The organism is Dysosmobacter segnis, from assembly GCF_014297285.1.
Classification (GTDB): Bacteria; Bacillota; Clostridia; order Oscillospirales; family Oscillospiraceae; genus Oscillibacter; species Oscillibacter segnis.
In genome coordinates, this window is record NZ_JACOQI010000001.1 from 105346 (window position 1) to 131608 (window position 26263).

Sequence of the window (26263 nt, forward strand, 5' to 3'; positions counted from 1 at the left end):
TACATGTATCGCACAGTGATTTTTGATCTGGACGGCACGCTGCTGGATACCATCGGGGATCTGGCGGCCGCCGCCAACGCAGTCTGCCGGGAAAACGGCTGGCCGGAGTACACCGTACAGGCCGTCGAGGGCATGGTGGGTCACGGCATCCCCAATCTGGTGAGCCGGTTCTCCCCGGCGGAGGCGCAGGAGCCGCAGACGCTGGAACGGACCCTTGCGCAGTTCAACCGGGTTTACGGTGCTCACAATATGGAGCTGACCGCGCCCTATGCCGGGATGCCGGAGCTGCTGAAAAAGCTGAAAGCCGCCGGAGTGCAGCTGGCGGTCTGCTCCAACAAGGCGGACGAATTCAGTCAGGTGATCGTAGCTCACTACTTCCCCGGTATTTTTGAGGTGATCCGGGGGAATCTCCCCGGCACACCGGTGAAGCCGGACCCCGGCGTGGCCCGCGGGATTCTGGAAAAGCTGAACGCCCGACCGGAGGAGACGCTGATGGTGGGAGACAGCGATGTGGACATCCGCACCGGACACAACGCGGGCTTGAAGGCCTGCGGCGTGACGTGGGGTTTCCGCAGCCGGGAAAATCTGGTAAACGCGGGAGCGGATTTTCTGGCAGATACCCCGGCGGAACTAGAAAAACTCCTGATGAACTGAAAATCGAGGTGGTCCCGCAAGGGGCCGCCTCAATTTTTTGCTGTCTGAAAAAGTTGCCAGGGGAGGGCTGAATGCACTCAAAAGTGCATAAAATGAAGCAGCGGAACGATAGAAAAACGGTTAACGGAAAAAGTTTTAATTGCTATCAGGAAAGCGATAACCAATTATAGAAAAAAAGCATTAACAATCCGTTCACAATTATGGTATACTTGACGATAGAGGAGAGAGGCAACCCCACTTTAATTGTGTAAAAACACAATAAGCAGTCCCAAGAACCTATCAACAAGCTTTGGAAGAAAAAAGGAGGAACCCTATATGGGCAATACCCTGAACAACAAGAAAGCGAATGGTCTCGCACTGCTCCCGTTCCTGGTATTCATCGTTGTCTACATGGGCGCCGGTCTGGTTTACCAGTCCAAGGGCGTCGACATGGCATTCTATCAGTTCCCCTCTGTTACCGCGATGTTCCTGGCCGTTCTGGTGGCCTTCATTATGTTCAAGGGCAGCATCAACGAAAAGTTTGATACCTTCGCCAAGGGCGCTGCCAACGTGGACGTTCTGACCATGCTGATCATCTACATCCTGGCCGGCGCGTTCGCCACCGTGGCCGCTGAGATGGGCGGCCGCGACGCTACCGTCAACCTGGGCCTGAGCCTGGTTCCCGTCCAGTTCCTGGCCGCTGGCCTGTTCGTCATCGCTGCTTTCATGGGCACCGCTACCGGTACTTCCATGGGCACCATCTCCGCCATCACTCCCATCGCTGTCGGCGTTGCGGAAAAGGGTGGCCTGAACATGATGGTTGTTCTGGGCGCAGTTATCGGCGGCGCTATGTTCGGTGATAACCTGTCCATGATCTCCGATACCACCATCGCCGCTACCCGCAGCCAGCACTGCGAGATGCGTGATAAGTTCCGCGTGAACTTCCTCACCGCTCTGCCTGCCGCTCTGGTCACCATCGTGGTGCTGCTGATCGTGGGCCGTCCCGAGACCGTTACCGAGATCGGCGACCTGTCCTACAGCTTCATCAAGGTTATTCCCTATCTGCTGGTTCTGATCCTGGCTCTGGTCGGCATGAACGTGTTCCTGGTGCTGACCATCGGCATCTTCGCTGCCGGTATCGTGGGCATCGCCACCGGCGCTATCGATCTGGCCGGTTTCGCTCAGGCTGTTTACAACGGCTTCTGCGGCATGAACGAGGTCTTCTTCCTGACCCTGCTGTGCGGCGGTATGTCTGAGCTGATCGCCAAGAACGGCGGTATCGAGTGGATCATCCAGAAGTTGGGCAAGGTCATGAAGGGCAACAAGTCCGCTCAGGTGGGCATTGCCGCTATGGTCTCTCTCTGCGACTGCGCTACCGCTAACAACACCGTGGCTATCATCGTGGCTGGCGACATGGCCCGTGAGGTCTCTCACGAGTACAAGGTTGACCCCCGCCGCACCGCTTCTCTGCTGGATATGTTCTCCTGCGTGTTCCAGGGCATCATCCCCTACGGCGCGCAGCTCCTGGTAGCTTCCTCCCTGTGCAACGCTACCGTTACCAACGGCACCACCATCAGCGCCGCCAACATCCTTGGCTCTCTGTGGTATTGCTGGTTCCTGGCTGCTTTCGGCATCCTGTCCATCTTCATCCCCTTCGCCGATGGTATCTGCCGCAAGGATCCCTGGAACTGGGAGTATGACTGCGCTGAGTCCAACGTGGCCGCTAAGAAGGCCCTGTTGGAGAAGGAAGCCGCTGAGGCACAGCAGTAATCAAACATTGGATCTCTCCTACTCTCGCACTCTCCTAACGGAAAACGCCGGCCATTGGCCGGCGTTTTCCTGTTGCCTGCAAGGTTCTGTGTTTCAGGCGAAAAGAACCTGCGCAAAAAATAAACCGGACGAAATCGTCCGGTTCATTTATTTATATGTGCTTATTTGCCGACGATCTGACGATGCAGGGAAGAGGTATATGCAATGGAACGCTGAATAGACTGTTCCAGAAGGCGGACAAATCCCTCGGCGTGAGAGGAGAGCTTGGCGTTCTGCGGATAGATCCAGCCCAGTCGTACCGGATCCTTGTCTGCCAGAGGGATGGTGACCACATTGGCGGGGGAGAGATGCTCTGCAAGGAGGCCGCTGCCGGTGCTGTAAGCGTCCGTATTGGCCAGAACATTCATGGCGGTGGAGCGGTTGTTGACAATGATGGCCTTGGAGGGCTTACGCATGGATACCATGGGAAGCTCTTCAGAAAAGTCCACGGCTACGCCCTGAGCCTGTTCAAAGGAACTGTAAGGATAGCCCTCCAGATCTGCCTCCGACACGTGTTCCAGTTGGGTGAGGGGATGTCCTTTCCGGACGTATACACAGGGGGGCACCGCCGCCAGCTCGTGGAAGGTCAGCTCCCGGGCGTCCAGCAGACGGCAGACGATCTTTTCCGTTAATTTGGTCAGGAAGATGACGCCGATGTCCGCCCGGTGGTCATACACATCGTCGATCACGCCGTCCATGCTGGTCTCTTTCAATGTATATTGATAGCGGTTTTCCTGATTTTGCTGGAGCATTTCCAGGAAAGCGTCCTCAGTAAAGGGATACCGCTGGGTGGAAACGCTGAAATGCACCGGCGCGATGGTGCTGCGGGATTCGCCGTACAGGCTCTCGATCCGCTGCTTCTGCTCCAGCAGCGAGACTGCATAGCCCAGAAACTCCTTGCCCTCCGGCGTGAACTCCACGCCCCGGTTGCTGCGGACGAAGAATTTGATACCCAATTCCTCCTCCAGTTCCCGCACGGCGGTGGAAATACCGGATTGGGACAGGAACAGCTTGTGGGCGGCCTTGTTGATGGAACCGCATTTGGAGATTTCTACCACATACGTCAGCTGCTGAAAGGTCATTGGATCGTCTCCTTTTTACAAAATTCATAAAATTTTTCACAGGATGCCGCAGGGGAACACAAGTCCGTCCGCCGGGCTCCCATGGATATAGTTACGCATCATTTGTTGAACCACATTATACGGAGCCTATCACGAAAAGTCAATCCATTATTAAAATAACTGTGAATGAATTGCGAAAAAGAGATACTAACACCTTTTCGCGGAACGTGATAGTATAATAGGTGAAATCCAATAAAAGTATCCGATGAGACTTTCCGGTTTACGGCAAATGTTTACATAAATTTTGCGTGTAAACACCTCTCTACTCGACTCGCTCTCTCCTTTTGCCAGAAACGTGGAAAGTTCTTACAGATAACTGAAAAACGATAACAACAAAATTTGCCGGTCTCACCGGCCCCGGAACAAGGAAAGGAAGGCATTTATTATGGATTGCAAGAACATGGGCTTCGCTACTCGTCAGATTCACGCTGGTAAGCATGACAACGGTGTCGGCGCACTGTGCACCCCGATTTATCAGACCTCTACCTTCGAGTTTGATACCGTGCAGCAGGGCGGCGCCCGCTTCGCTGGTCAGGAAGAGGGCTACATCTACTCCCGTCTGGGCAACCCCTCTCTGACTCAGGTCGAGGAGAAGCTGGCTGCTCTGGAAGGCGGCGAGGCTGCTCTGGCTACCGCTTCCGGCATGGGCGCTATCTCCTCCGCTCTGTGGAGTTCTGTTGAGGCCGGTGACGAGATCGTTGCCAGCGATACCCTGTACGGCTGCACCTTCGCTCTGCTGAACCACGGCATGAGCAAGTTCGGCGTGGGCGTGAAGTTTGTTGACTTCGCCGATCTCGCTGCCGTGAAAGCCGCTCTGACCGAGAAGACCAAGGTTGTCTATCTGGAGACCCCCTGCAACCCCACTCTGAAGGTGGTTGACATCGCTGAGGTCGCCAAAATCGCTCACGAGTACAACAAGAACATCCGCGTCATCGTGGATAACACCTTCTGCTCTCCTTACATCCAGCAGCCCCTGAGCCTGGGTGCTGACGTGGTTGTCCACAGCGCTACCAAGTACATCAACGGCCACGGCGACGTGATTGCGGGCTTCGTGATTTCTGACGCTGAGTTCATCGGCAAGTGCCGTATGTTCGGCCTGAAGGATATGACCGGCGCCGTTATGAGCCCGTTCAACGCCTTCCTGATCGCCCGCGGCCTCAAGACGCTGGACATCCGTATGGAGCGCCACAGCGCCAACGCCATGAAGGTTGCCGAGTTCCTGCACGATCATCCCGCCATCGACAAGGTCTATTATCCCGGTCTGGAGGACTTCGAGGGCCACGAGATCGCCAAGAAGCAGATGAAGCTGTACGGTGGCATGATGTCCATTGAGCTGAAGGCCGACCGCGATGCCGTTGCCAACGCTCTGAACAAGCTGCAGTTGTGCACCATCGCCGTGTCTCTGGGCGATGCCGAGACGCTGGTCGAGCACGCCGCTTCCATGACTCACTCCACTTACACTCCCGAGGAGCTGAAGGCTTCCGGCATTTCCGAGGGTCTGGTCCGTATCTCCGTCGGTCTGGAAGATCCCGATGACATCATCGCTGATCTGAAGGCTGTCCTGGACACCTTGGTGTAATTTACACAAAAAAATTGACCCGCCGCTCCTCTTGAAGGAGGGGCGGCGGGGTTTTTGACCGGATCGGCAAGGGTTGACAGAAGCCGGATCCGTGTTTATACTTGAATCGTGGACGATTCAAGGAATTCTGTCTACGGCATGATTTGGAAAATCAGCACGAAACGATTTGGAAAGGAAGTACATCATTATGAATTACACCAACACTCCCGATGCCCCCGCCGCAATCGGCCCCTATTCTCAGGCTATCTCCGCCAACGGCTTCCTGTTTGCTTCCGGCCAGGTCCCCCTGATGCCCGGTACCGGTGAGATCGTCGGCACCACCATCGAGGAGCAGGCTGAGCGCGCCTGCCAGAGCATCAAGGCCATTCTGGCTGCTAACGGCCTGGGCTTCGAGGACGTCATCAAGACCACCTGCTTCCTGGCTAACATGGAAGACTTCGCTGCTTTCAACGGCGTGTACGGCAAGTATTTCACCGGCAAGCCCGCTCGTTCCTGCGTGGCCGTGAAGGAGCTGCCCAAGAAGCTGCTGTGCGAGATTGAGATCATCGCTGTCTGCAAGTAAGACATTTCTGACAACCAAAGAGCACCAAAAAGCAAAGCGTTTGTTTTGAAATGGACAGGCCGCTTTTCCGCTGAACGGCGGAAAAGCGGCCTGCAGTTTTTGAAAATAGTTTAATAGAGGAGAGAGTCCTGGCTGCCGGGAAGAAAAGGTATGTGTGCGGAAAACCCAGGGGACGCGCCATTGAAATCAAACATTTTCAGGACTTTTGTGAAGCTCTGAAAACAGAAGACAGAGTGTGTCGAAAAAAATTCAACACGAAAAAAGAGACGCCCGACCGGGCGTCTCTTTTTGTGCATATAGGGGGATTATGTGAAAAACGGGGATAGCCGAATAAAACCAGTCGCTATTTTCTGCGCGGTCACATCTGGAACAGGGTGATCATCAGCGGCATCGTGATGATGCAGAGCAGCATGGTCACCGTGTTGATCAGACTGGCATAGAGGGCATCCCGACCGAACATCTGACTGAACTGGGTCACAATGTTGGCGGAGGGCGCGATCACAGAGAGCAGACTGATGATGATCAGCGTTTCTCCGTGAGGGGCCAGCGCGGCCAGACCGCTGTATTTGGCAACGCAGACCAAAATAACCGGCAGTACGATCAGTCGCAGCAGCACAGGCTTCCAGAGCTGGCGATAGGAGCGCAGATGCTGCATATCCATATCCGCCATCAGCATACCGATGATCAGCATGGCAACCGGGCCCATGGTATTTCCGGCCATGGCGAATGCCGACCGAATGACTGCGGGCAGCTGGATCTGAAATGCAAACAGAAACAGACCTATGGCAATCGCCAGAATGTTCACATTGCATACCAGATCCCGCAGGGAGATCTCTTTTTTGCCGCTGATGAGGATCCGGGCATGGGTCCATACCAGAATGGTCTGCACGATAGAGTAGCAGGTCACATACATGACCCAATCTTCACCAAAAATTCCGATGACAAGCGGAACCACCATGTTGGTGCAGTTCGAGTACATGACAGAGGCTGTTTCCACTGTATTTAGGCAAAACAGCTTTGCCGACAGTCTTCCCAGCACGAGACTCAGCACGTTCATCATCAGTGCAGATAGAAGCGAAAGCTCCATCATGCGTACGGTATCCGTTGTGCGCTCGATCTGAAAAGCGTTCAGGATCACGCAGGGGATGATGACATACAGCAACAGCATGGACAGTACACGACTGTCCTCTGATTTCAAGATACCGGCCTTTACAATGGCCCAACCCAGAAAGATAATGATAAACAACTGGGCGATCTGCTGCAGCAGGATCAGACTCAGCATTTCTCCTCTACGTCTTTCAGACGGCCCAGATAGGGACTTTCCGTAGTGCTCATGCTGGAAGCGGCATTTTTAAAGCGCTCCACGCTGGCGGTGGATTCCTTGACGGGACGGAGGGTGCCGGCGCCGGCCACGCAGCCGCCGGGACAGCCCATGCCCTCCAGCAGATAGCCGTTGCGCTTGCCGGCCTTAGCCATGGCCAGCATCTTGCGGCATTCCTTCAGACCATCGCCGTACTCAATGAGGATCTCACGATCCGGGTCAATGTGCTTGATGGCTTCCACCACAGCGGCAGCCACGCCACCGCCCACGGCGAAGCCGCGGCCAAAGCCGCTGCCCTCGTCCATGCCGTCAGCAGGATCTGCCTCAAGGGTCTTGAAGTCGATCTCCTTGGCGTCAAACATACCCAGAAGCTCCTCGAAGGTCAGCACAAAATCCACGTCGGAACGGACGGACTTCCGGTTGGCCTCCAGCTTCTTGGCGGCGCAGGGCCCGATAAAGACGATACGGGCGTTGGGATGGTCCTTCTTGACCATCCGGGCGGTGATAACCATGGGGGTCAGGGCCATGGAGATGTTGTCCTTGAACTGGGGGAAGAGCTTCTTGGCCATCATGGACCAGGCGGGGCAGCAGCTGGTGCCCATCCAGTCAATCTTTTCCGGCACCTCCCGCAAAAAGTCGTTGGCCTCCTCCACGGTGCACAGGTCAGCGCCGATGGCTACTTCCACCACGTCGGCAAAGCCCAGGGTCCGCATGGCGGTTTTCAGCTTGGCGGGAGTAGCGTCGGGGCCGTACTGTCCCACAAATGCGGGAGCCACGCAGGCGATGACCTCTTCACCACGCTTGATGGCCTGGATCAGCTGGAAGATCTGGCTCTTGTCGGCGATGGCGGCGAAGGGGCAGTTCACCAGGCACATACCGCAGGAGACGCACTTATCATAATTGATCTTAGCCCGGCCCAGCTCATCGGACTCGATGGCGTCCATGCCGCAGGCGGCAGCACAGGGGCGCTCCACCTTGGAGATCGCCCGGTAGGGGCACTGGTTAAAGCACTTGCCGCACTTGATACACTTGCTCTGATCAATGTGGCAGCGCTTGTTTTCATCCAGATAGATGGCGTCCTTGGGGCAGACGTTCATGCAGGGGTGGGAAATGCAGCCCTGGCAGCTGTCGGTGATGCGGACCTGCTTGGGAGGGCAGGCGTTGCAGGCATAGGGGATGATATTGACCAGGGGCTCGTTGAAATATTTCTGATCCGTGGCGGCATCCTGGATATTGGCGCTGATGGGGGCAGAGGGGCCGTTGGGGTCCAGATCCATGCCCAGAGCCAGCTTGAGCCGGGCGGAAACAATGGCCCGCTCCAGGAACACGTCATGGCGATGGTGGGCAACCTCTCCGGGAACGATCTTGTAGGGGATCATGTCCACCTGCTTGTAATCGTCGCTCTCATAGGCCAGTCGGGCCACTTCTGTGAATACGCTGCGGCGGATATCGTCTACCGCGCTGTGTACACCTCTCATGTCTTTCCTCCTGTGTCCGGCAGCAGTCGCATTCTACTCCGGCATCGTTAGTGTCATCTGTTTATGAGCAGATGCAGTCAAGCATATTATAAGCAAACGTTTTTTCCTTTTCAACTGCCCTTTTTCACAGCTTTTTTGTAATTTTTTTCCGATTTTGCACACACTTCTCAATTTCTGCCGTCGTGCTCCTTGAGAAATCCTGAAAATCCGGCAGCTTTTTAAAGTTTTCCTCGCTTATTGTGTCCGGCTGTGCTATAATATATGGCCGTAATTCCAATGCTTTACATTTTTGAGGAGGTCCGTTCATGGCAAATCGCCGCTGTCCCCGTTCCCAGCTCCACGCAGTCATGCGGTGGGGGCTGCTGGCCCTGTTGGTCCTGTTTGTATATTGGGACAATACGGCGCTGCGGACTGATTCCCTGACCTATACCTCCACTGCACTGCCGGCGGAATTTGACGGGCTGCGGATCGTGCAGCTCAGCGACTTGCACAACCGGGAATTCGGAAAGAACAATCAGCGGCTGTATGCGGCCGTGAAACAGGCAGTACCGGACCTGATCTTCCTTACCGGCGATCTGGTGGACGAGTACGCCGAGGCCCCGATACCGTATGCAAAGGCGGTAGGGAAGGCCCTCAGCGCCATTGCCCCCACCTACTATGTGACCGGCAACCACGAATGGGCGCACGGCAACGCCGCCGTGGAGGAACTGAAAACAGCCCTGCGGGAGTCCGGCGTTACGGTGCTCTCCAACCAGTTCGTTCCTCTGGAGCGAAACGGGCAGACGATCTTCATCGCCGGGATCGACGATCCCAACGGCTACGCAGACCAGACTACTCCGGAGGAGCTGGCGGCGAAGCTGTATGCCCAGCAGGAGGCCCCCTTCTGGCTGCTGCTGGCCCACCGCAACACGCTTTTCAACGGCCGGTACTGCCGTCTGGGAGCGGACCTGACCTTCTGCGGCCATGCCCACGGCGGCATCTGGCGTCTGCCCTTCACCGACGGGCTGGTAGATACCAACCTGAACCTGCTGCCGTCCTTCACCAGCGGTTTTTATCACTGCAACGATGTGGACTGCGAGGGGGCGGAGGTGTTTGTATCCCGAGGGTTGGGCAACTCTCCCAAGTGGGCCTTCCGTCTGTTCAACCGGCCGCAGGTGGCGGTCATCACCCTGAAAAAAGGATAGAAATGTATGGAAACCTTTTCTGCCGGACAATTTGATATTGCCGTCATCGGCGCCGGACACGCCGGCATCGAGGCGGCCCTGGCCGCCGCCCGCCTGGGGCTGGAGACCATCGTCTTTACCATCAACCTGGACGCCGTGGGCAACATGCCCTGCAACCCCGCCATCGGCGGCACCGGCAAGGGCCACCTGGTCCGGGAGCTGGACGCCCTGGGGGGCGAAATGGCCAAAGCCGCCGACGAATGCTGCATCCAGTACCGGCTGCTGAACCTCCGGAAAGGCCCTGCCGTCTGGTCCCTCCGGGCCCAGGCGGACCGCCGGAAGTACCAGGAGCGGATGAAGCGCACCCTGGAACGCCAGGCCCACCTGACAGTGCGTCAGGGCCAGGTGGTGGAGGTTAGGACGGACCGCGGTGCCGTCAGCCAGGTGGTCCTTGCCACCGGCGCGGTGTACGATGTGAAGGCCGCCGTTCTGGCCACCGGCACCTATCTCAAGGGCCGCACCATCATCGGCACCTGTGTGGAGGATTCCGGCCCTGACGGGATGCACGCCGCCGGTCCGCTGACGGACTCTCTGCTGAAGCTGGACCTGCCCCTGCGGCGGTTCAAGACCGGTACGCCCCCCCGGGTCAACGCCCGGACGGTGGACTTTGACGAGATGGAGGTCCAGCCGGGGGACGAGATTCCGGTGCCCTTCTCCTATTCCACGGAGAACCCGCCCTATAACCAGGCGGTATGCTGGCTCACCTGGACCACCGAGGAGACCAAGCGCATCGTACAGGAGAATCTGGACCGGGCACCCATGTACTCCGGTTTGATCGAGGGCATCGGGCCTCGGTATTGCCCCAGCTTTGAAACAAAGATCGTCCGGTTCCCGGACAAGCTCCGCCACCAGCTGTTCGTGGAGCCCATGGGTCTGAACACGGAGGAGCTGTATATTCAGGGCTTTTCCTCCTCCTTGCCGGAGGAGGTGCAGATCAAAATGCTCCATAGCGTACCCGGCCTGCGCCGCGCGGTCATGACCCGCCCGGCCTACGCCATCGAATATGACTGCATCGACCCGCTGGCCCTGCTGCCCACGCTGGAAACAAAGCAGGTGTCCGGCCTGTACGGCGCGGGGCAGTTCAACGGCTCCTCTGGGTATGAAGAAGCCGCCGTTCAGGGCTTTGTGGCCGGTGTCAACGCCGCGAGAAAGCTGAAAGGGGAAAGCCCCTTTATCCTCTCCCGGGCGGAGAGCTACATCGGCACCCTCATCGACGATCTGGTGACGAAGGGCACCAACGAGCCCTACCGCATCATGACCTCCCGCAGCGAGTACCGGCTGGTGCTGCGGCAGGACAACGCCGATCAGCGGCTGACCCGGCGAGGCTATGAGATCGGTCTCGTGCCGAAGGAGCGGCTCCGGGCGGTGGAGGAAAAGTACGATGCCATCCAGCGGGAGATCAACCGGCTGGAGCACACCGGCGTGGCTCCCTCCCCGGCACTGACGGCCTTTCTGACGGAGCACGGCACTGCCGATGCCCCGGATGGCTGTTCTCTGTTGGCGCTGCTGAAGCGGCCTCAGCTCCACTATGATGAGCTGGTGCCCTTTGACCCCAACCGTCCGGCGCTGACGGCGGACATTGCCGAGGAAATTGAGATCTCTGTGAAATATGAGGGCTACATCAAGCGCCAGTTGCAGCAGGTGGCGGAGTTCAAGCGGGTGGAGGGTCACAAGCTACCCCCGGACCTGGATTACAACGCGATTCAGGGTCTGCGGCTGGAGGCGAGAGAGAAGCTCTCCGCCGTGCGGCCGATGGATCTGGGACAGGCGTCCCGAATCTCCGGCGTCAGCCCCGCCGATTTGACGGCGCTGATGATCTGGCTGGAAAATAAACGCTGAAAGAAGGATATTCATGCGAAAGTTTTTAGCAATCGTGGTCTGCAAGCTGGGCCGATTTGTAGGCAAGCTGGTGGGCAAGGGCAGCTCTATGCCCGGCAAGTTCGCCCTGAAGATCTGCCCGGACATTTTGAGACGGGTACAGCTGCCGCCCCACATCATCGCCGTCACCGGCTCCAACGGCAAGACCTCCACGGTGGAGATGATCGCCACGGTGCTGCGGGGGCAGGGGAAGAATGTCATTTACAACGCCGAAGGCTCCAATCAGGTAGAGGGCGTCACCACATTGATCCTGACCCACGCCACCCTGGGGGGGAAGGTCAACGCAGACGTACTGCTGCTGGAAAGCGACGAGCGGTATGCCGCCCACAGCTTCAAGTATTTCCACCCCACGGAGTTCGTCATCACCAACCTGTACCGGGACCAGCTGACCCGGAACGGCCATCCGGAAAGCGTGTTTGATGCCATTCTCCCCGCCATCCACCCCGATACGGAGCTGATTTTGAACGGCGACGATCCCCTGTCCAGCTGTTTTGCCATCGGCCACGAAAAGGTGAAGTGGTTTGGCCTGAACCATTGCGCCACGGATACGGAGACCTCCACCGGGGTCTATCATGACGGGGCCTACTGCCCAGTGTGCCACGCGCCCATGGAATATGAGTACGTCCACTACAACCACATCGGCGCGTACCGCTGTACCAGCTGCGGCCACGCCCGGCCCGACCCGGACTACGCCGCCACGGAGCTGGACCTGCAAAACGGCAAACTGATCCTGGACGGGCAGTTCACCGTGGCATTGGCCTTCCGCAGCATTTACAATGTGTATAACATTCTGGCGGCCTATGCCGCCTGCCGGGAATGCGGCGTGGAGGGAGCCGCCATTGCGGACACCCTCAGCAGCTACATTCTGAAAAACGGACGGATGCAGACCTTCACCCTTGGTCAGCACCACGGCATCCTGCTGACCAGCAAGCACGAAAATTCCATCGCCTATGACACGAACCTCCGCTATATCGCTTCCACCAACGAGGATTGCACGGTGCTCATCATCGTGGACGCTGTGTCCCGGAAGTATTTCACCAGCGAGACAAGCTGGCTGTGGGACATCGACTTTGACCAGCTGAATGTCCCCCATGTGAAGCGGGTCATCCTCTCCGGTATGTACCGGAACGATCTGGCGGAACGGTTCCGGTTCACCGGCGTTCAGAACTGGGAAGTCATTCCCGGCATTCCGGACGCGGCAGCAGCGATCCGGGACAGCGGCAGCGAGGCGTTGTATGTAGTCACCTGCTTCTCTGACCGGGACAAGCTGCTGAATTTGCCGGATGTGAAAAAGGAGGGCTGAGCCATGGAATTGAAGATTCTGCATTTCTATCCGGATCTCATGAGCTTGTATGGCAGCTATGCCAACGTGTCCATTCTGAAGCGGACGTTGGAGGAAATGGGCAATACCGTCACTGTGGAGCGGGTGGAGCTTGGCGGAGACGCCGATCTGACCCATGCGGACTTTGTTTACATGGGCGCAGGTACAGAGCGGGCGCAGAAGGCGGCTCTCCTGTATTTTTCCAAGCTGGGAGATGCTGTAAAAGCGGCGGCGGACGCAGGCGTGACCATGCTGTTCGCCGGGAACTCCATGGAGCTGCTGGGCAAGACCATCACCGATGACGCCGGAAAGGTGTACGAAGGACTGGGACTGGCGGACTTCACTGCCGTCCAGAACAAAAAGCGGTTCGTGGAGGACGTTTACGGCCACACGGACCTCTATGAGGACGCAGTGGTGGGCTTCGTCAACCGCTGTTCGGTCATTACCGGCGTGGAGACGCCGCTGCTGGCTTCCATGGACATGGGCCACGGCAACGAGGGACCCTGCGGCCCGGAGGGATATCACAAGGGCAGCGTATTCGCCAGTCAGCTCACCGGCCCCATTCTGGTAAAGAACCCGGCGCTGCTGAAGGTCATGGTCCAGGCCATTTACCGTCACCGGGGAGAGACCTGCCCGGAGATCCCGGTGGATCAATACATGGCCGAGGGCTGGGCCATCACAGCGGAGCAGTTGAAGGCCCGCTGCACGAAATAAAAGAAAAAAGCACGGCGGAAGCCGTGCTTTTTTGTATCTTGACCGTTCAATTTACCATTCCAAGGACCGGACCCGGATCACGTTGGCTGTGCGGCGCACATCCTCGATCACGTTGTCACCCACCTTGCTGCCAAGGTCCACCATGGTATAGGCGTAATCCCCACGGGACTTGTTGCTCAGATTTTCCACGTTGACGCCGTCCCGGCCAAACAGACTGGTGATGTTTGCCAGCATGCCGGGGACGTTCTTGTGCAGGACGCACAGCCGCTGGACACCGCTGCGGTCCATGGTCATCTCCGGTAGATTCACGCTGGAGCGGATGTTGCCGCTTTCCAGATAGTCCCGCAGTGTATCTACTGCCATGGCGGCGCAATTCTGCTCGCTTTCCGGGGTGGAGGCCCCCAGATGGGGCATGGCGATGACGTGGGGAGCCGTCAGGAGACGGTTGTTGGGGAAGTCGGTGATGTAGGCGGCCACCATACCGGTGTCCAGCGCCGTCAGCATGGCTTCATCGTCTACGATCTCGCCCCGGGCCAGATTGATGACCCGCACGCCCCGCTTCATGGCGGCGATGGCGTCAGCGTCGATCATGTGGGCGGTCTTTTCTGTATAGTGGATGTGCATGGTGATGTAATCCGACCGCTTATAAAGATCGTTGATATCCTTTACCACATGAACGTGGCGGTCCAACCGCAAAGCGGTATCCACGGACAAAAACGGATCGTAGCCGTACACATCCATGCCCAGAGAGATGGCGGTGTTGGCCACGATGGAGCCGATGGCTCCCAGACCGATAATGCCCAAAGTCTTTTTATAAAGCTCCGGGCCGATGAAGGCAGACTTGCCCTTTTCCACCACGGTGGAGACATCCACCCCGGAGGCTGCCTGTTCCCGGACCCAGCGGATGGCACCGGGAATATCCCGGGAGCCCATCAGCATGGCGCAGATCACCAGTTCCTTCACGGCGTTGGCGTTGGCGCCGGGGGTGGAAAACACCGGGATACCCGCCGCTGCGCAGCGGTCCAGAGGAATGTTGTTGACCCCTACGCCCGCACGGGCAATGGCCAGCAGACTGGGGTTGAATTCCAAGTCCAGCAGCTTGGCGGAGCGGACTAAAATTCCCTGAGGGTCCTGTACCGCATCCCCGACCTCGTACAGCTCGGAGGGGAACCGGTTCAGACCTACGGGGGAAATTTTGTTCATGGTTTGAATACGATACATGGGGATATCCTCCTTGGCGGCTCCAGTGAGCCGCAATACTCCCGGCGGAACGTGCGGCGCTGGCGTCGCTTCCGTCGAGGTAAATTTCATTATACGGTCCTTTCTTTCGGAATCAATGTCCGAAAACGAAAAAAAGTTTTGCTTTTTGTGGAATTCTTTGTTCAAAAAAGCGTCAGTCCTTCTATGACGCACAGATACAAGAAAAACCTCACGTTTTTGGCGGAAAATGTGAAATTTCCCATTGAAATTAGGGAAACTGTGCATTATAATATGTGACTGTATGTGAAATCTGTAAGGCCATCAGTTGACAAGAATCGACAGACGTTCTTCTCTGATTCGGAGGGCTGTCTGCCGACTGTTGTCAATTGATGGTAAAAAACAAGAAGGGATGTTCCAGATATGCAGAACGAACATTTGAGAAACGTAGCCATCATCGCCCACGTTGACCACGGCAAGACCACCCTGGTGGACGAGATGCTGAAGCAGGGCGGCGCTTACCGGGAAAATCAGGAGGTCGTGGACCGTGTCATGGACTCCGGCGACTTGGAGCGTGAGCGCGGCATTACGATTCTGGCCAAGAACACCGCCGTCCGCTATAAGGACGTGAAGATCAACGTGGTGGACACCCCGGGCCACGCCGACTTCGGCGGCGAGGTGGAGCGTATTTTGAAGATGGTCAACGGCGTTATCCTGCTGGTAGACGCCGCTGAAGGCCCCATGCCCCAGACCCGTTTTGTGCTCTCCAAGGCTCTGGAGCTGGGCCATCGGGTCATCGTGGTGGTCAACAAGATCGACCGCCCCGATCAGCGCATCCACGAGGTCATCGATGAGGTGCTGGAGCTGCTGATGGACCTGAACGCCACCCCCGAGCAGCTGGATTCCCCCATGCTGTTCTGCTCCGGCCGTCAGGGTACCGCTTCCTACTCTCCCGACGTGGTGGGCACCGACCTCACCCCGCTGTTTGAGACTATTCTGGAGTATATCCCCGCTCCCGAGGCGGATGTGGACCAGCCCTTCCAGATGCTGGTCAGCTCCATCGACTACAATGAGTTCGTGGGCCGTATCGCCGTGGGCCGCATTGAGCGGGGTACCCTGAAGCAGAACCAGGAAATCGTGGTGTGCAACTATCACGATCCCGACGCCGCCCCCAAGAAGGCCAAGGCCGTTTCCATCTATGAGTTTGAGGGTCTGGCCCGGAAGCAGGTGACGGAGTCCACCGCCGGCAACATCATTGCCATGAGCGGTATTCCCGACATCACCATCGGCGATACCGTCTGCGCCCCCGGCGCCGTGGAGCCGCTGCCCTTCGTGAAGATCAGCGCTCCCACGCTGGAGATGACCTTCTCCGTCAACGATTCCCCCTATGCCGGCCGTGAGGGTAAGTTCGTCACCTCCCGCCAGCTCCGGGATCGGCTGTACCGTGAGACCCTGAAGGACGTTTCCCTGAAGGTCTCCGATACCGACCGGGACAGCGCCTTCAACGTGGCGGGCCGCGGCGAAATGTCCCTGTCTATCCTCATTGAGACCATGCGCCGGGAAGGCTATGAGTTCCAGGTCTCTCCCCCCCGTGTGCTGTACAAAGAGATCGATGGCAAGAAGTGCGAGCCCATTGAGCGTCTGGTGGTGGACGTGCCCGGCGACTGCGTGGGCAGCGTCATCGAGAAGCTGGGCCAACGCAAGGGCGATCTGGTGGAGATGACTCCCGTGGGCGACCGCATGAAGGTGGAGTTCCTGATCCCCGCCCGCGGTCTCTTCGGCTACCGGAATGACTTCCTCACCGACACCAAGGGCGAGGGCATCATGGCTTCCGTATTTGATTCCTATGCGCCTTACAAGGGCGATATTTCCCGCCGCGGCATGGGCAGCCTGATCTCCACCGAGACCGGCGACTCCATCACCTACGGTCTGTTCAACGCGCAGGAGCGCGGCACCCTGTTTATCGGCGCGGGTGTCCCCGTGTACGAGGGCATGATCATCGGCGTGGCCAACCGGGGCGAGGACATCGTGGTGAACGCTTGCCGTAAGAAGCAGCTGACCAACACCCGTGCTTCCGGCTCTGATGACGCCCTGCGTCTGGTGCCTCCCCGCCAGATGAGCCTGGAGCAGTGCCTGGAGTTCCTGGCAGATGACGAGCTGCTGGAGGTCACCCCCAAGAGCCTGCGGATGCGCAAGGCCATTTTGAACCACGAGCAGCGCATGAAGTCCCTGAAGGGCAAGAAGTAAACACACCTTACAGCCCGCCGGATGACCTTCGGCGGGCTGCGTTTTGAAAAGGAGAATTCAATGAAGAAGTTACTGACTGTATGCGTGGCGGCCGTTCTGCTTCTGAGCCTTACCGCCTGCGGCAAGACCGATACGGACACCATCACCGACAGCAAGGCCGACAAGCCTGCGGCTGAGACGGCGGGCGTGGGCACCCACCACGCGGAGATCGACATTCAGGACTACGGCACCATCACCGTGGAGCTGGACGGCGACGCCGCCCCTATCACGGTGCAGAACTTCATGGACCTGGCCAACGCTGGTTTTTATGACGGCCTTACCTTCCACCGCATCATCTCCGGTTTTATGATGCAGGGCGGCGACCCCAACGGCAACGGTACCGGCGGGTCTGAGAACACCATCAAGGGCGAGTTCTCCGCCAACGGCGTGGAAAATACGCTGTCCCACACCCGGGGCGCCATTTCCATGGCCCGGAGCCAGAACCCCGACAGCGCCAGCTCTCAGTTCTTCATCTGCCACGCAGACAGCACTTTCCTTGACGGCCAGTACGCCTGCTTCGGCTATGTGACCGACGGCATGGACGTGGTGGACGATGTGTGCGAGGCCGCCCAGCCTACGGACGGCAACGGCACCATCCCTGCGGACCAGCAGCCGGTCATCACCGCCATCCGGGTCATAGACTGAGTTGATCGATAAAGGTCCCGCTGAAATTTTCAGCGAGATTTTTGCGGAAGGTGGGAACTTTTTCCGGCTGCCCTCCGTCTATTCAGGCAAACGGAGCATTCTTCCGGAGGCTCCGACCCTGACGAAAGAAAGGAAGATCATCTATGAAATTTTCTGTGAAGCTGATCGCAGCGGCCCTGTGCGCCGCTATGCTGTGCGTCCCCGCTCTGGCAGCCGGGACCCAGCGGAAGCTCCCGCTGCTGGCTCAGGCGGCTGGTAACGCCACCGGCGCGGGGGCCTACGTCCCGAACCCTCAATATACCGTGATCTCGGGAACCGTTGCCCATCAGAAGGACGGCGGCTTGCTGATGAGCACGTCCACCGGAGAACCAACGGAGGACTATATCCTGTGGACGGAGGGCGTTATGATCCTGGACGCCGTCAGCGGCGAGCCGGTAGATGCAAAGTCCATCAAGGACGGCAGCACCGTCTATGCGTGGCTGGGGGCGCAGACTGCCGTGGCCATGAGCCTGCCCCCGCAGGTCACACCGGAGCTTCTTCTGGTGAATGTCCCGGCGGACTACAAGGTTCCTCAGTACGATGTGATCGTCCGGTCTGACGGCCTTACGGGTTTGGGAATTCCCAACCGGAGCGGTATGTCCGTCACCCTGTCCGACGGGACGGTGTATCAGGTGTGGCAGGACGCGCAGGTGAAACCCTATCTTACCCGCAACCGGGTGACGTATCAGGATCTGCTGCCCGGCACCCGGGTTCTGGTGTGGGCCGATGACAAGGGGCAGGCCAGCAAGATCATTGTATTTCCTTACGAGTACAAGGGAAGCGTTTCTCTGGACGGCTACGGGCGGCTGTATGTCAACAGCGTCGTGGCGGCGGAGCCCTCAGCCCTGCGTCGGCCCTACGGGGATGAACGGCTGTATGTGCCCATCCGGGCGGTGGCGGAAGCCGCCGGGTATGACGTTTCCTGGGATAAGGAGTTTGGCGTGACGGTGAAGGACGGCGGCGAGATCGTTTTCCAGATCTGCCCGGACACAGATCTGGCCCACGGTCCCGCCACGGCTGACCGGCAGAGTCTTTCCGGCCCCTGCCTGATCGCCAATGGCATCACCTATCTGGAGGCCGGGGACTTGGCCCATCTGCTGGGGATGTTCTACGGCGGCTGACGGCGATTATTACAAACATGATATGGAAAAGCCCCCTGCTGAGATTTTCTCAGCAGGGGGCTTTTACTGTCTGGACGGGCTGAATATGGGAAAAAATCCGCTTTAACGGGGTCACACATAGTCATACAGTCCCCGGACGGAGACCTCTCCGGAGGTCAGAGTCTCCGTGGAGCCGTCCTCCCAGCGGACGGTCAGACCAAAGTCATCGGAAATACCTGTGGCGGTGCCGATGCGCTCTCCTGCACCGGAGATGACCTTTATCGGATTGCCCACCGTCAGGCAGTCCCGGCGAAAGCACTCCAGATAGGCGGCGTTTTGGGCAGGGAAGTCATCATATAACGCATTCAGCGCCCGGAGCACCTGGGCGGCCAGCTCTGTTCGGTCCGGGGCCGTTCCGAGGGCCTGCGCCAGAGAAATGGCGATGGGGGCTACCTCCGGGCCGAAATCGGCTTCATCCTGACTGACGTTGATCCCCGCGCCGATGATGACGCAGGAGAATTCACCGCTTTCCACCTCCCATTCCAGCTCCGTCAGGATGCCGCAGAGCTTTTTCCGGTTCAGCACCAGATCATTGGGCCACTTGATGCCGGGGCGGACGCCGCAGGCGGCTTCCACCGCGTCGCAAAGTGCCACGGCGGTCCAGGCTGTCAGGGTGCTGATCTCAGAGAGTGGGCACTGGGGGCGGAGGGCCGCCGATAAATACAGCCCCTTCCCGGCGGGGGACACAAAGCTCCGTCCCCGGCGTCCCCGGCCGCCGGTCTGCTGGTCTGCCAGAATCACCGTTCCATCTACGGTGCCGCTGACTGCCCGCCGCTTCAATTCGTTGTTAGTGGAGTCGATGGTGTCAAAGTACAGCAGTTCCCGGCCGATCCGACGATCCCGGAACTGCTCCGACAGCTCCTCTGGCCGGAGCCGCGCTGTCACGCGGGTCAGGCGGTAGCCCCGGTTGGGGACGGATTCAATACCGTAGCCCTCTTGCCTTAACTGCTCCACAGCCTTCCACACCGCCGCCCGGCTGACACCGGCCTGTCGGCTGATAGCCTCGCCGGACAGAAATTCCTCTGTATGCTCCCGCAGGAGTTTTAAAACGATTTGCTTCGTCATGGTACATCCCTCCAACGGTACTATACGGCGTCCATGCCGGATTGTCAACCTGATTTTCACAAATGGTTGACAATCGGGACCGCGTCTGCTACACTTTAGGCGCATCAAACCGAAAAGGAGTTTTTCATTATGAATCATCATGATATGACCCGCAATATGGTCCTCGCCGCCCTGTTTGCCGCCCTGACCGCCATCGGCGCGTTTTTGCAGATCCCCACAGGCACCGTACCCATTACGCTGCAATTTCTGTTTACCGCATTGGCCGGTCTCCTGCTGGGGTGGAAGTGGGGAGCTGTTTCTCAACTGCTCTATGTGGGCATCGGACTGCTGGGCCTGCCGGTCTTTACGCAAGGCGGCGGCATCGGCTATGTGCTCCAGCCCAGCTTCGGCTTTTTGCTGGGGCTGATCCCCGCCGCCGCCGTGATCGGCGCGCTGACTGCTCGTCGCACCGGGTATCTGACCGTTCTGGCGACGGTTCTGGTGGGAGATCTGATCCTCTACGCCGTGGGCGTCCCCTATATGTATCTCATCCTGCACGTTTATATGCAGTCTGCCAAGACCTTTCCTGCGCTGCTGGCGGCCATGCTGGTGTATGTTCCCGGCGACACGCTGAAGATCGTTGTGGTGACGGCGCTGGCGCCGGTTCTCCGCCGGACCCTGGCAAAGGCGGTGCCTAACCTGTAAAAACGAGGTCATCCGCCTGCGAGAACGGCAGAATGACCGGCTGCCCTCTTGCTATCCGAAGCCGGGTATGATAAAATATTTTATCAAATTTTGAGAATTCGGCGGGAGGGCTGTCTATGAATCGCATTAGCAAGGAAAACTATTATCTGGATATTGCCGAGACCGTCTTGGAGCGGGCTACCTGCCTGCGGCGGATCTATGGCGCCATCATCGTGAAAAATGACGAGATCATTTCTACGGGCTACAACGGCGCCCCCCGGGGCCGGGCCAACTGCGTGGATATGGGCTATTGCTCCCGGGAAGCCATGAAGGTACCCCGCGGCGAGCGGTACGAGCTGTGCCGCAGCGTCCACGCCGAGGCCAACGCCATCATCTCTGCCTCCCGGCGGGACATGGCGGGAGGCACCATTTATCTGGTGGGCCGCAACGCTGCCACCGGGGAGCTGCTGAATGATGCCACCTCCTGCCTTATGTGCCGCCGCATGATCATCAATGCGGGTCTGGACCGGGTGGTGATCCGCCGGACGGAAACGGAATTCGAGGTGGTCCCCGTGGAGGCGTGGATCGCAGAGGATGATCTGCTGACCCCGGAAAATGTGGTCATGGACCTGAAATGAGCAGGAGATCTGCGGAAAGGAAGTCGTTTCGTTGAAGGCGGGACTTGTTACCTTCTATCATATCCACCATTACGGCGCTTTACTTCAGGCGGCGGCCACAGAGCGGGCTGTGGAGCGCTTTGGCTGGGACTGCGAGATCATTGACTACTTCGTCAATCAGGACAACGCCCTGTTCAAGCGGCCCACCGGCTTGGGTTCCGCCGCCCATGACGCTCACACGGCCCTGCACTATCAGGCGCTGTCGGAGCGTTACCGGCGGTTTGAGAAGTTCAGCCGGGACCATCTGCGGATCTCAGATCGCCGCTATGGGCGCTTTGACGAGCTGGCCGAGGGGCCGCTGCCCTATGACCTGATCCTCTCCGGCAGCGACCAGATCTGGAACCCCAAGATCTTCCCGGACGGCCGGTTCGACCCGGTGTTTTTCGGTACGTTTTCTCAGAAGCGCCGCATTGCCTACGCACCATCCTTCGGTGTTCCCACCATCCCGGAGGGGATGCAGGCGGAGCTGAAGGGCTATCTGGACGGTTTTTCCCACCTCTCCGCAAGGGAGACTCAGGGGAGCGCCATCATCCGGGATATCGCCGGGAAGGACGCCCCGGTGGTGCTGGACCCCACCCTGTTGCTGACGGCGGACCAGTGGGCCGCCATGGCCGATCACCCGGCCAATTATCCCAAGGGCGGCTACATTCTCTGCTACTGCATCAGCCGCCCCGGTGCGCTGATACCCTATCTGGAACGGCTCCATCAGGAGACGGGACTGCCGGTGGTGCAGCTTTGCGGCATCCGTCAGAAGGTCCATCCCAAGGCGAAGCAGATCATGGATGCCGGTCCGGCGGAATTTTTGGGCCTGTTCCAGAATGCCGCCTATGTTGTCACCAATTCCTTCCATGGCACGGTGTTCTCCGTCCAGTTCCACCGGCCCTTTTTCACCACGGTCTCCCCGGCGGAGCTGTCCGCCCCGGAACGGTCCCGGACGGTGAGCATCCTGAGCCGGTTGGGTCTTGCCAACCGGGTCATCGGTAAGGGGGATACGGCGGAGCTGCTGGACCCCGTTGACTGGGAAGCTGCCGAAGCGGCTTTGACTGCCGCCCGGAAGGATTCTCTGAATTATTTGCAGGCAGCGCTGGAAGACCGGCCCTATGCGCCGGAAGCGCCGCTTTCTCCCCGGAGTTTTGCCCCGAAGCTGGCAGAGCGGAGCCGCTGCACCGGCTGTACCGCCTGCGCCGCAGGCTGTCCCCATGACGCCATTACGATGGTCCGGGACAAAACTGGCTTTGATTTCCCGGAAGTGGATCTGGAAAAATGCGTCCATTGCGGACGCTGTACCCGGCTGTGCCCAGTTTTGCAGGAGCGCGGTCCGGCGGCTCATCTGCCCGCTGCCTTCGCCGCCTGGAACCGGGATGACGCCGTCCGGAAGGACTCTACCTCCGGCGGCGCGTTCACTGCCATTGCGGAATATGTGCTGGAGGGCGGCGGCGTGGTATACGGCGCTGCCATGGACGGCCATCAGCATCTGCGGCACATCCCCTGCTTCCGGAAAGAGGACCTGTGGCGGCTGCGGGGAGCCAAGTATGTCCAGAGCAATCTGGACGGCGTGTTCCGGGAGATCCGGGAGGCGTTGAAGACCCGCCCGGTGCTGTTTTCCGGTACACCCTGTCAGGTGGATGGGCTGTACCGCTTTTTAGGGTGCCGCCCGGAAAATCTCACCACCTGCGATCTGGTGTGCCACGGCGTACCATCCCCCGGTGTGTGGGAGGACGAGGCCCGGTTTATCGAAGGAAATAAACGGCGGCGGCTGGCAAATGTCCGCTTCCGCAATAAGGTGGAGGGATGGAAGAACAGCCACTTTACCGCTGTATATGACGATGGCACTGCGGATTCCGCACCCTTGTTTGCCACAGGCTTTGGCCGGGCCTTTGGCCGGGCGCTGTTTCTGCGCCAGAGCTGCCACGGTTGCCAATATACAAATCTGAACCGTCCCGGCGATTTTACGTTGGGGGATCTGTGGGGCCTGCGGCCGGATGAGTTTCCGGAGCAGCAGCACGCAGGCGTCAGCCTGCTGCTGGTGAACACACCCCACGGCAGCTACCTCTTCGACCAGCTCAAGCTGAACTGCCAGCCCTTCCCGGTGGAGCGGGCCGTGGCGGGAAATCCCCGGCTGGCGCGGCCCATCGGCCCGGCGGCGGACCGGGCATCATTCTTTGCCAGCTATGCGGTAGAGTCTTTTGAGGAGGTCCGCAGACAGTTTTTCCGGCTTCCCAGTCTGCCGGTGCGGGCGGCGGGAAAGCTGCTGTCCCCGGAGGCCAAGGCGAAGCTGAAGGCCAAGCTGCACAGATGATTTTCACACAAAAAAGCACGTTCTCTTTCAAAAAGAGAACGTGCTTTTTTCAGGCCAGCGCCACGATGAGCCAAGCAAGGCCGATGGTCCCGGCGCCGATCAGGGTGTATACGATGGGGTTCAAAGTCCGCCATCGGCTGGAAAAACGGCTGGTCCCGCTGGACGCATAATTATGGGCCACCCGCCGGGCTTCCTCCACCAGCTCCCGGGAGGTGATCCCCTCTCCTGCAGCGTCATTGCGGACGATGAAGATGGCCTGTTCAAAAAAACGATGCTCCGGCGCGTCTACCACCACGACCCGCCGGGAAATGCCTTTTACCATGCGTGCTGTCCTCCTCAGTTGATCTGTTTCCATTTTCCCGCAAGGGAGGGAAGTCTATACCAACCAACAGCGGCTTTTTGAAAATTTTCCTCATACCGGCTGCTCCGACTCCGGCAAGCGGTAGAGCACCTGCACGGCGCAGTCATCCTGCAGCCGTTCCCGGCGGATACTTTCAGAGAGGATCAGATTGGCCAGCGTCTGAGGATCGTCCCCACCCCAGCCCGCCAGCAGGTCTTGGAGCCATTCGTCACGGCTGGGGTCTGCCACGCCGTCGCTGATCATCACGGCGAAGCTGCCGGGCTCCAGCGTCACGGTGGTTATATCCGGTGCGGCAGGAGTGCCCCGCAGTCCCACCGGCAGGCTGCTGCCGGTGATCCGGCGGACGGCGCCGTTCTTTTTCAGATAGCTGGGGGCAGCGCCGAACTTGTAGAAGGTGGCCTCCGAGCCTTTCAAAACGCACAGATCCACCGTGGTAAAGCTGCCGGTCTCCGCACCCCGGAGGGCCATAGCGGAATTCAGGGTGGTGAGGGCAGCCTCCGGCTGGATATCCGCCTCCAAAAACTGCCGCAGCAGCCGGCAGGTGAGGGAGGACTCCCGCCGGGCGGCGTCCCCGCTGCCCATACCGTCCGCCAGCAGCAGGCACCAGAGACCGCTGTCCGTGCGGAAGGCCTCCATGGTGTCGCCGCAGACCATTTCCCCCTCCTTGGGCCGCAAAGCCGCGCCGATAACGCAGGCAGGGATCTCTCCAAAGGCGGGGGCCGCCCCGCTGAGACCGGCGGCCGCCGCCGTCAGCAGGTCCGACATCTGGGCGTATTGCCCCTTGGCGCTGCGGCGCGTTTCTTCCAGTTGGCGGCGGTACTGCTTCCGCAGCAGAAAGGCCGACAACTCCCCATTGATGGCCTGCAGCAATTCTGACAGATGGATGCAGCGGTCGGCGAAGTGAACGGGGAAGTCCTTGGCCTTGGCCTTTCCGCGCTCGAGGAGGTAGGGAGTAGCGTCATTGAGGGCGTTGAAGGTGGCGGTGTAATCCTTTTGCCAGCACAGCTCGCACAGGGCGCACCCCCGGCATACCTTTTCCGCCGCCCGGTCAAAGATGACGGCGGGGTTTTCCTCCTGAGGCGGCGGGGTGCGGCTCATGCTGTCATATAGCTCCCGGAGCGCCTCCGCCGCCCGGTTGAGATGGGTTTTCAGGGCCGTGCGCTGGGCGGTGTTCGGGGCCGCTTCCCGCAGAAGCCGCTTTCCGCCGAAGATCCGCCGGGGCAGGGCTAAAAACAGCAGGGAACCGGCCACCGTTTCCAGAAGAAGCGTCTGGGCCAACTCCTCCCGGGAGGTCAGCATGGCCGCTGCTGCTCCGGAAAAGAAGGCAAGCGCAGCCATGCTTCGCCGTCTGCATTTCGCGGCGCACAGTCCCGCCACGCCGTAGGCGGCGGTGAACAGCCCGCTGGTTCCGGCAGAGAGATCCGTGATGAGTCCCAGTCCCAGCCCCGCCGTCACGCCGGTCATGGGACCTTGATCATAGGCAGTGTAGGCCAGCAGGGCGCACAGCAGGACCCGGCCCACGGAGACGTTCAAGATGGTCAGGTCTCCTAAAGCCAGCGTCAGGGCCGCCCCTAAAAACAGCAGCCCCTCCGGGGCCAGCCGGTCCTCCTCCGGCTGGAACAGCCGGGTGAAGAAGTGGGCGGAAACGCCTGTCAGGGCCGATGCTGCGGCACAGGGGGCGGCGTGGCTCAGCGGGTCTAAGGATTGCAGCACATAAATACCGCCCACCGCCAGTACCATCCCGGCCGCCAGCACCGGCAGCACCCAGGGCTTTTGCAGAAAGGCAGTGTCCCGGAACGCCGTGGCGGCAGTCAGAATCAAAATGCCTACGGCGGCCAAAGCCAGGACTTGCTGAAAGTCCAGAAACAGCAGCGCCCCCGTCACGCCGCCCAGCAGCGCCGCTGCCCCGTCTGCCCCCGGTCCGGCTGCCGCTATGCAGCCCAAGGCAAAGGGGGCATAGCCGCCGGCGGTCTGGCTGGCGGTGAGGGCCGCCGTCAGGAAAAAGCGGATGCCCCAGTTCAGCCACCGGCCGGACTGAAGCCGCTGGATGCTCATAGAACCATACTCCATGAAGGATTCCTCCTTTTGTGTAAAGCTGATGATATAGTCCCAGTTTACAGCCTGTCCGGGAAGAAAAGCGTCGCAAACAGGATCGGGGGACGCAATTTCTGTTATCCTTGCATTTTTGCCGAAATTCCGCTAAACTATTAAAATCAATGTGCTGTGGAAAGG

At 59.1% G+C, this 26263-nt stretch carries 21 protein-coding genes; 14 read left to right on the forward strand and 7 right to left on the reverse strand.

Annotated elements, in window-relative coordinates; genetic code table 11:
• Positions 1 to 3: 3 nt before the first annotated feature.
• Positions 4 to 654, forward strand: a complete 651-nt coding sequence (locus H8Z83_RS00625; RefSeq protein WP_187013259.1) for an HAD family hydrolase — start codon at positions 4 to 6, stop codon at positions 652 to 654.
• Between the two features lie 243 nt (positions 655 to 897).
• Positions 898 to 2403 (forward strand): Na+/H+ antiporter NhaC family protein, encoded by a 1506-nt coding sequence (locus tag H8Z83_RS00630; protein WP_256435278.1) that lies wholly within the window; start codon positions 898 to 900, stop codon positions 2401 to 2403.
• 161 nt (positions 2404 to 2564) lie between these two features.
• On the opposite strand, the gene H8Z83_RS00635 is transcribed toward H8Z83_RS00630, so the two are convergent.
• A complete protein-coding gene (locus H8Z83_RS00635) occupies positions 2565 to 3524 on the reverse strand; it encodes a LysR family transcriptional regulator (RefSeq protein ID WP_187013261.1) in 960 nt (319 codons plus the stop codon).
• Between the two features lie 421 nt (positions 3525 to 3945).
• Between H8Z83_RS00635 and megL the strand changes: the two genes are divergently transcribed.
• A complete protein-coding gene (gene megL, locus H8Z83_RS00640) occupies positions 3946 to 5142 on the forward strand; it encodes a methionine gamma-lyase (RefSeq protein WP_187013538.1) in 1197 nt (398 codons plus the stop codon).
• Between the two features lie 184 nt (positions 5143 to 5326).
• The gene (locus tag H8Z83_RS00645; protein WP_187013539.1) at positions 5327 to 5704 is read left to right on the forward strand and encodes a RidA family protein; all 378 of its coding nucleotides are present in this window, start codon (positions 5327 to 5329) and stop codon (positions 5702 to 5704) included.
• 358 nt (positions 5705 to 6062) lie between these two features.
• Here H8Z83_RS00645 and H8Z83_RS00650 read toward each other — a convergent pair whose 3' ends face one another.
• Entirely contained in the window at positions 6063 to 6986 is a 924-nt protein-coding gene (locus tag H8Z83_RS00650) for an AEC family transporter (protein WP_187013262.1), read from the reverse strand.
• Positions 6980 to 8503, reverse strand: coding sequence for a 4Fe-4S dicluster domain-containing protein (locus tag H8Z83_RS00655; RefSeq protein ID WP_187013263.1), 1524 nt, complete (start codon positions 8501 to 8503; stop codon positions 6980 to 6982). The genes H8Z83_RS00650 and H8Z83_RS00655 overlap by 7 nt, the downstream gene beginning before the upstream one ends.
• Before the next feature lie 305 nt (positions 8504 to 8808).
• Here H8Z83_RS00655 and H8Z83_RS00660 point away from each other — a divergent pair, with 305 nt between their 5' ends.
• Genes H8Z83_RS00660 through H8Z83_RS00675 form a run of 4 tightly spaced genes read left to right on the forward strand, consistent with a single transcriptional unit; the run spans position 8809 to position 13639 of the window.
• Positions 8809 to 9687: a metallophosphoesterase gene (locus tag H8Z83_RS00660; RefSeq protein WP_187013264.1), complete on the forward strand. Its 879-nt coding sequence runs from the start codon at positions 8809 to 8811 to the stop codon at positions 9685 to 9687.
• 6 nt (positions 9688 to 9693) lie between these two features.
• A complete protein-coding gene (gene mnmG, locus H8Z83_RS00665; RefSeq protein WP_187013265.1) occupies positions 9694 to 11565 on the forward strand; it encodes a tRNA uridine-5-carboxymethylaminomethyl(34) synthesis enzyme MnmG in 1872 nt (623 codons plus the stop codon).
• A 13-nt stretch (positions 11566 to 11578) separates the two neighbouring features.
• On the forward strand, positions 11579 to 12907 hold the full coding sequence (locus H8Z83_RS00670) for a MurT ligase domain-containing protein (protein ID WP_187013266.1): 1329 nt from the start codon (positions 11579 to 11581) through the stop codon (positions 12905 to 12907).
• A 3-nt stretch (positions 12908 to 12910) separates the two neighbouring features.
• Positions 12911 to 13639, forward strand: coding sequence for a type 1 glutamine amidotransferase (locus tag H8Z83_RS00675; protein WP_187013267.1), 729 nt, complete (start codon positions 12911 to 12913; stop codon positions 13637 to 13639).
• Between the two features lie 51 nt (positions 13640 to 13690).
• Here the strand turns inward: H8Z83_RS00675 and H8Z83_RS00680 are convergent, their stop codons facing one another.
• On the reverse strand, positions 13691 to 14860 hold the full coding sequence (locus tag H8Z83_RS00680) for a phosphoglycerate dehydrogenase (protein WP_187013268.1): 1170 nt from the start codon (positions 14858 to 14860) through the stop codon (positions 13691 to 13693).
• Between the two features lie 399 nt (positions 14861 to 15259).
• On the opposite strand from H8Z83_RS00680, the gene typA reads away from it, so the two are divergent.
• From typA to H8Z83_RS00695, 3 genes are all read left to right on the forward strand, one after another.
• Positions 15260 to 17083 (forward strand): translational GTPase TypA, encoded by a 1824-nt coding sequence (gene typA, locus H8Z83_RS00685; protein WP_187013269.1) that lies wholly within the window; start codon positions 15260 to 15262, stop codon positions 17081 to 17083.
• Positions 17084 to 17143: 60 nt separating this feature from the next.
• Positions 17144 to 17767 carry a peptidylprolyl isomerase gene (locus H8Z83_RS00690; protein WP_187013270.1) on the forward strand — a complete coding sequence of 208 codons (624 nt, stop codon included), beginning with the start codon at positions 17144 to 17146 and terminating at the stop codon, positions 17765 to 17767.
• 143 nt (positions 17768 to 17910) lie between these two features.
• The gene (locus H8Z83_RS00695; protein WP_187013271.1) at positions 17911 to 18927 is read left to right on the forward strand and encodes a stalk domain-containing protein; all 1017 of its coding nucleotides are present in this window, start codon (positions 17911 to 17913) and stop codon (positions 18925 to 18927) included.
• A 111-nt stretch (positions 18928 to 19038) separates the two neighbouring features.
• On the opposite strand, the gene H8Z83_RS00700 is transcribed toward H8Z83_RS00695, so the two are convergent.
• Entirely contained in the window at positions 19039 to 20031 is a 993-nt protein-coding gene (locus H8Z83_RS00700; RefSeq protein WP_187013272.1) for a biotin--[acetyl-CoA-carboxylase] ligase, read from the reverse strand.
• Positions 20032 to 20160: 129 nt separating this feature from the next.
• Here H8Z83_RS00700 and H8Z83_RS00705 point away from each other — a divergent pair, with 129 nt between their 5' ends.
• From H8Z83_RS00705 to H8Z83_RS00715, 3 genes are all read left to right on the forward strand, one after another.
• Positions 20161 to 20715 (forward strand): biotin transporter BioY, encoded by a 555-nt coding sequence (locus H8Z83_RS00705; protein ID WP_187013273.1) that lies wholly within the window; start codon positions 20161 to 20163, stop codon positions 20713 to 20715.
• Positions 20716 to 20831: 116 nt separating this feature from the next.
• A complete protein-coding gene (locus H8Z83_RS00710; protein ID WP_187013274.1) occupies positions 20832 to 21332 on the forward strand; it encodes a deoxycytidylate deaminase in 501 nt (166 codons plus the stop codon).
• Between the two features lie 31 nt (positions 21333 to 21363).
• Positions 21364 to 23670 carry a polysaccharide pyruvyl transferase family protein gene (locus H8Z83_RS00715; protein ID WP_187013275.1) on the forward strand — a complete coding sequence of 769 codons (2307 nt, stop codon included), beginning with the start codon at positions 21364 to 21366 and terminating at the stop codon, positions 23668 to 23670.
• A 49-nt stretch (positions 23671 to 23719) separates the two neighbouring features.
• On the opposite strand, the gene H8Z83_RS00720 is transcribed toward H8Z83_RS00715, so the two are convergent.
• Together H8Z83_RS00720 and H8Z83_RS00725 are read right to left on the reverse strand one after the other, a co-directional pair.
• Positions 23720 to 23992: a hypothetical protein gene (locus H8Z83_RS00720; protein WP_187013276.1), complete on the reverse strand. Its 273-nt coding sequence runs from the start codon at positions 23990 to 23992 to the stop codon at positions 23720 to 23722.
• A 90-nt stretch (positions 23993 to 24082) separates the two neighbouring features.
• Positions 24083 to 26101, reverse strand: coding sequence for a SpoIIE family protein phosphatase (locus H8Z83_RS00725; protein WP_187013277.1), 2019 nt, complete (start codon positions 26099 to 26101; stop codon positions 24083 to 24085).
• Positions 26102 to 26263 lie beyond the last annotated feature (162 nt).

Excerpts from the sequence above, each read along its gene's own strand:
- H8Z83_RS00625 (WP_187013259.1), top strand. The coding sequence starts at position 4 with ATGTATCGCACAGTGATTTTTGATCTGGACGGCACGCTGCTGGATACC.
- H8Z83_RS00635 (WP_187013261.1), bottom strand. The coding sequence starts at position 3,524 with ATGACCTTTCAGCAGCTGACGTATGTGGTAGAAATCTCCAAATGCGGT.
- H8Z83_RS00650 (WP_187013262.1), bottom strand. The coding sequence starts at position 6,986 with ATGCTGAGTCTGATCCTGCTGCAGCAGATCGCCCAGTTGTTTATCATT.
- H8Z83_RS00655 (WP_187013263.1), bottom strand. The coding sequence starts at position 8,503 with ATGAGAGGTGTACACAGCGCGGTAGACGATATCCGCCGCAGCGTATTC.
- H8Z83_RS00660 (WP_187013264.1), top strand. The coding sequence starts at position 8,809 with ATGGCAAATCGCCGCTGTCCCCGTTCCCAGCTCCACGCAGTCATGCGG.
- mnmG (WP_187013265.1), top strand. The coding sequence starts at position 9,694 with ATGGAAACCTTTTCTGCCGGACAATTTGATATTGCCGTCATCGGCGCC.
- H8Z83_RS00670 (WP_187013266.1), top strand. The coding sequence starts at position 11,579 with ATGCGAAAGTTTTTAGCAATCGTGGTCTGCAAGCTGGGCCGATTTGTA.
- H8Z83_RS00675 (WP_187013267.1), top strand. The coding sequence starts at position 12,911 with ATGGAATTGAAGATTCTGCATTTCTATCCGGATCTCATGAGCTTGTAT.
- H8Z83_RS00680 (WP_187013268.1), bottom strand. The coding sequence starts at position 14,860 with ATGTATCGTATTCAAACCATGAACAAAATTTCCCCCGTAGGTCTGAAC.
- typA (WP_187013269.1), top strand. The coding sequence starts at position 15,260 with ATGCAGAACGAACATTTGAGAAACGTAGCCATCATCGCCCACGTTGAC.
- H8Z83_RS00690 (WP_187013270.1), top strand. The coding sequence starts at position 17,144 with ATGAAGAAGTTACTGACTGTATGCGTGGCGGCCGTTCTGCTTCTGAGC.
- H8Z83_RS00695 (WP_187013271.1), top strand. The coding sequence starts at position 17,911 with ATGAAATTTTCTGTGAAGCTGATCGCAGCGGCCCTGTGCGCCGCTATG.
- H8Z83_RS00700 (WP_187013272.1), bottom strand. The coding sequence starts at position 20,031 with ATGACGAAGCAAATCGTTTTAAAACTCCTGCGGGAGCATACAGAGGAA.
- H8Z83_RS00705 (WP_187013273.1), top strand. The coding sequence starts at position 20,161 with ATGAATCATCATGATATGACCCGCAATATGGTCCTCGCCGCCCTGTTT.
- H8Z83_RS00710 (WP_187013274.1), top strand. The coding sequence starts at position 20,832 with ATGAATCGCATTAGCAAGGAAAACTATTATCTGGATATTGCCGAGACC.
- H8Z83_RS00720 (WP_187013276.1), bottom strand. The coding sequence starts at position 23,992 with ATGGTAAAAGGCATTTCCCGGCGGGTCGTGGTGGTAGACGCGCCGGAG.
- H8Z83_RS00725 (WP_187013277.1), bottom strand. The coding sequence starts at position 26,101 with ATGGAGTATGGTTCTATGAGCATCCAGCGGCTTCAGTCCGGCCGGTGG.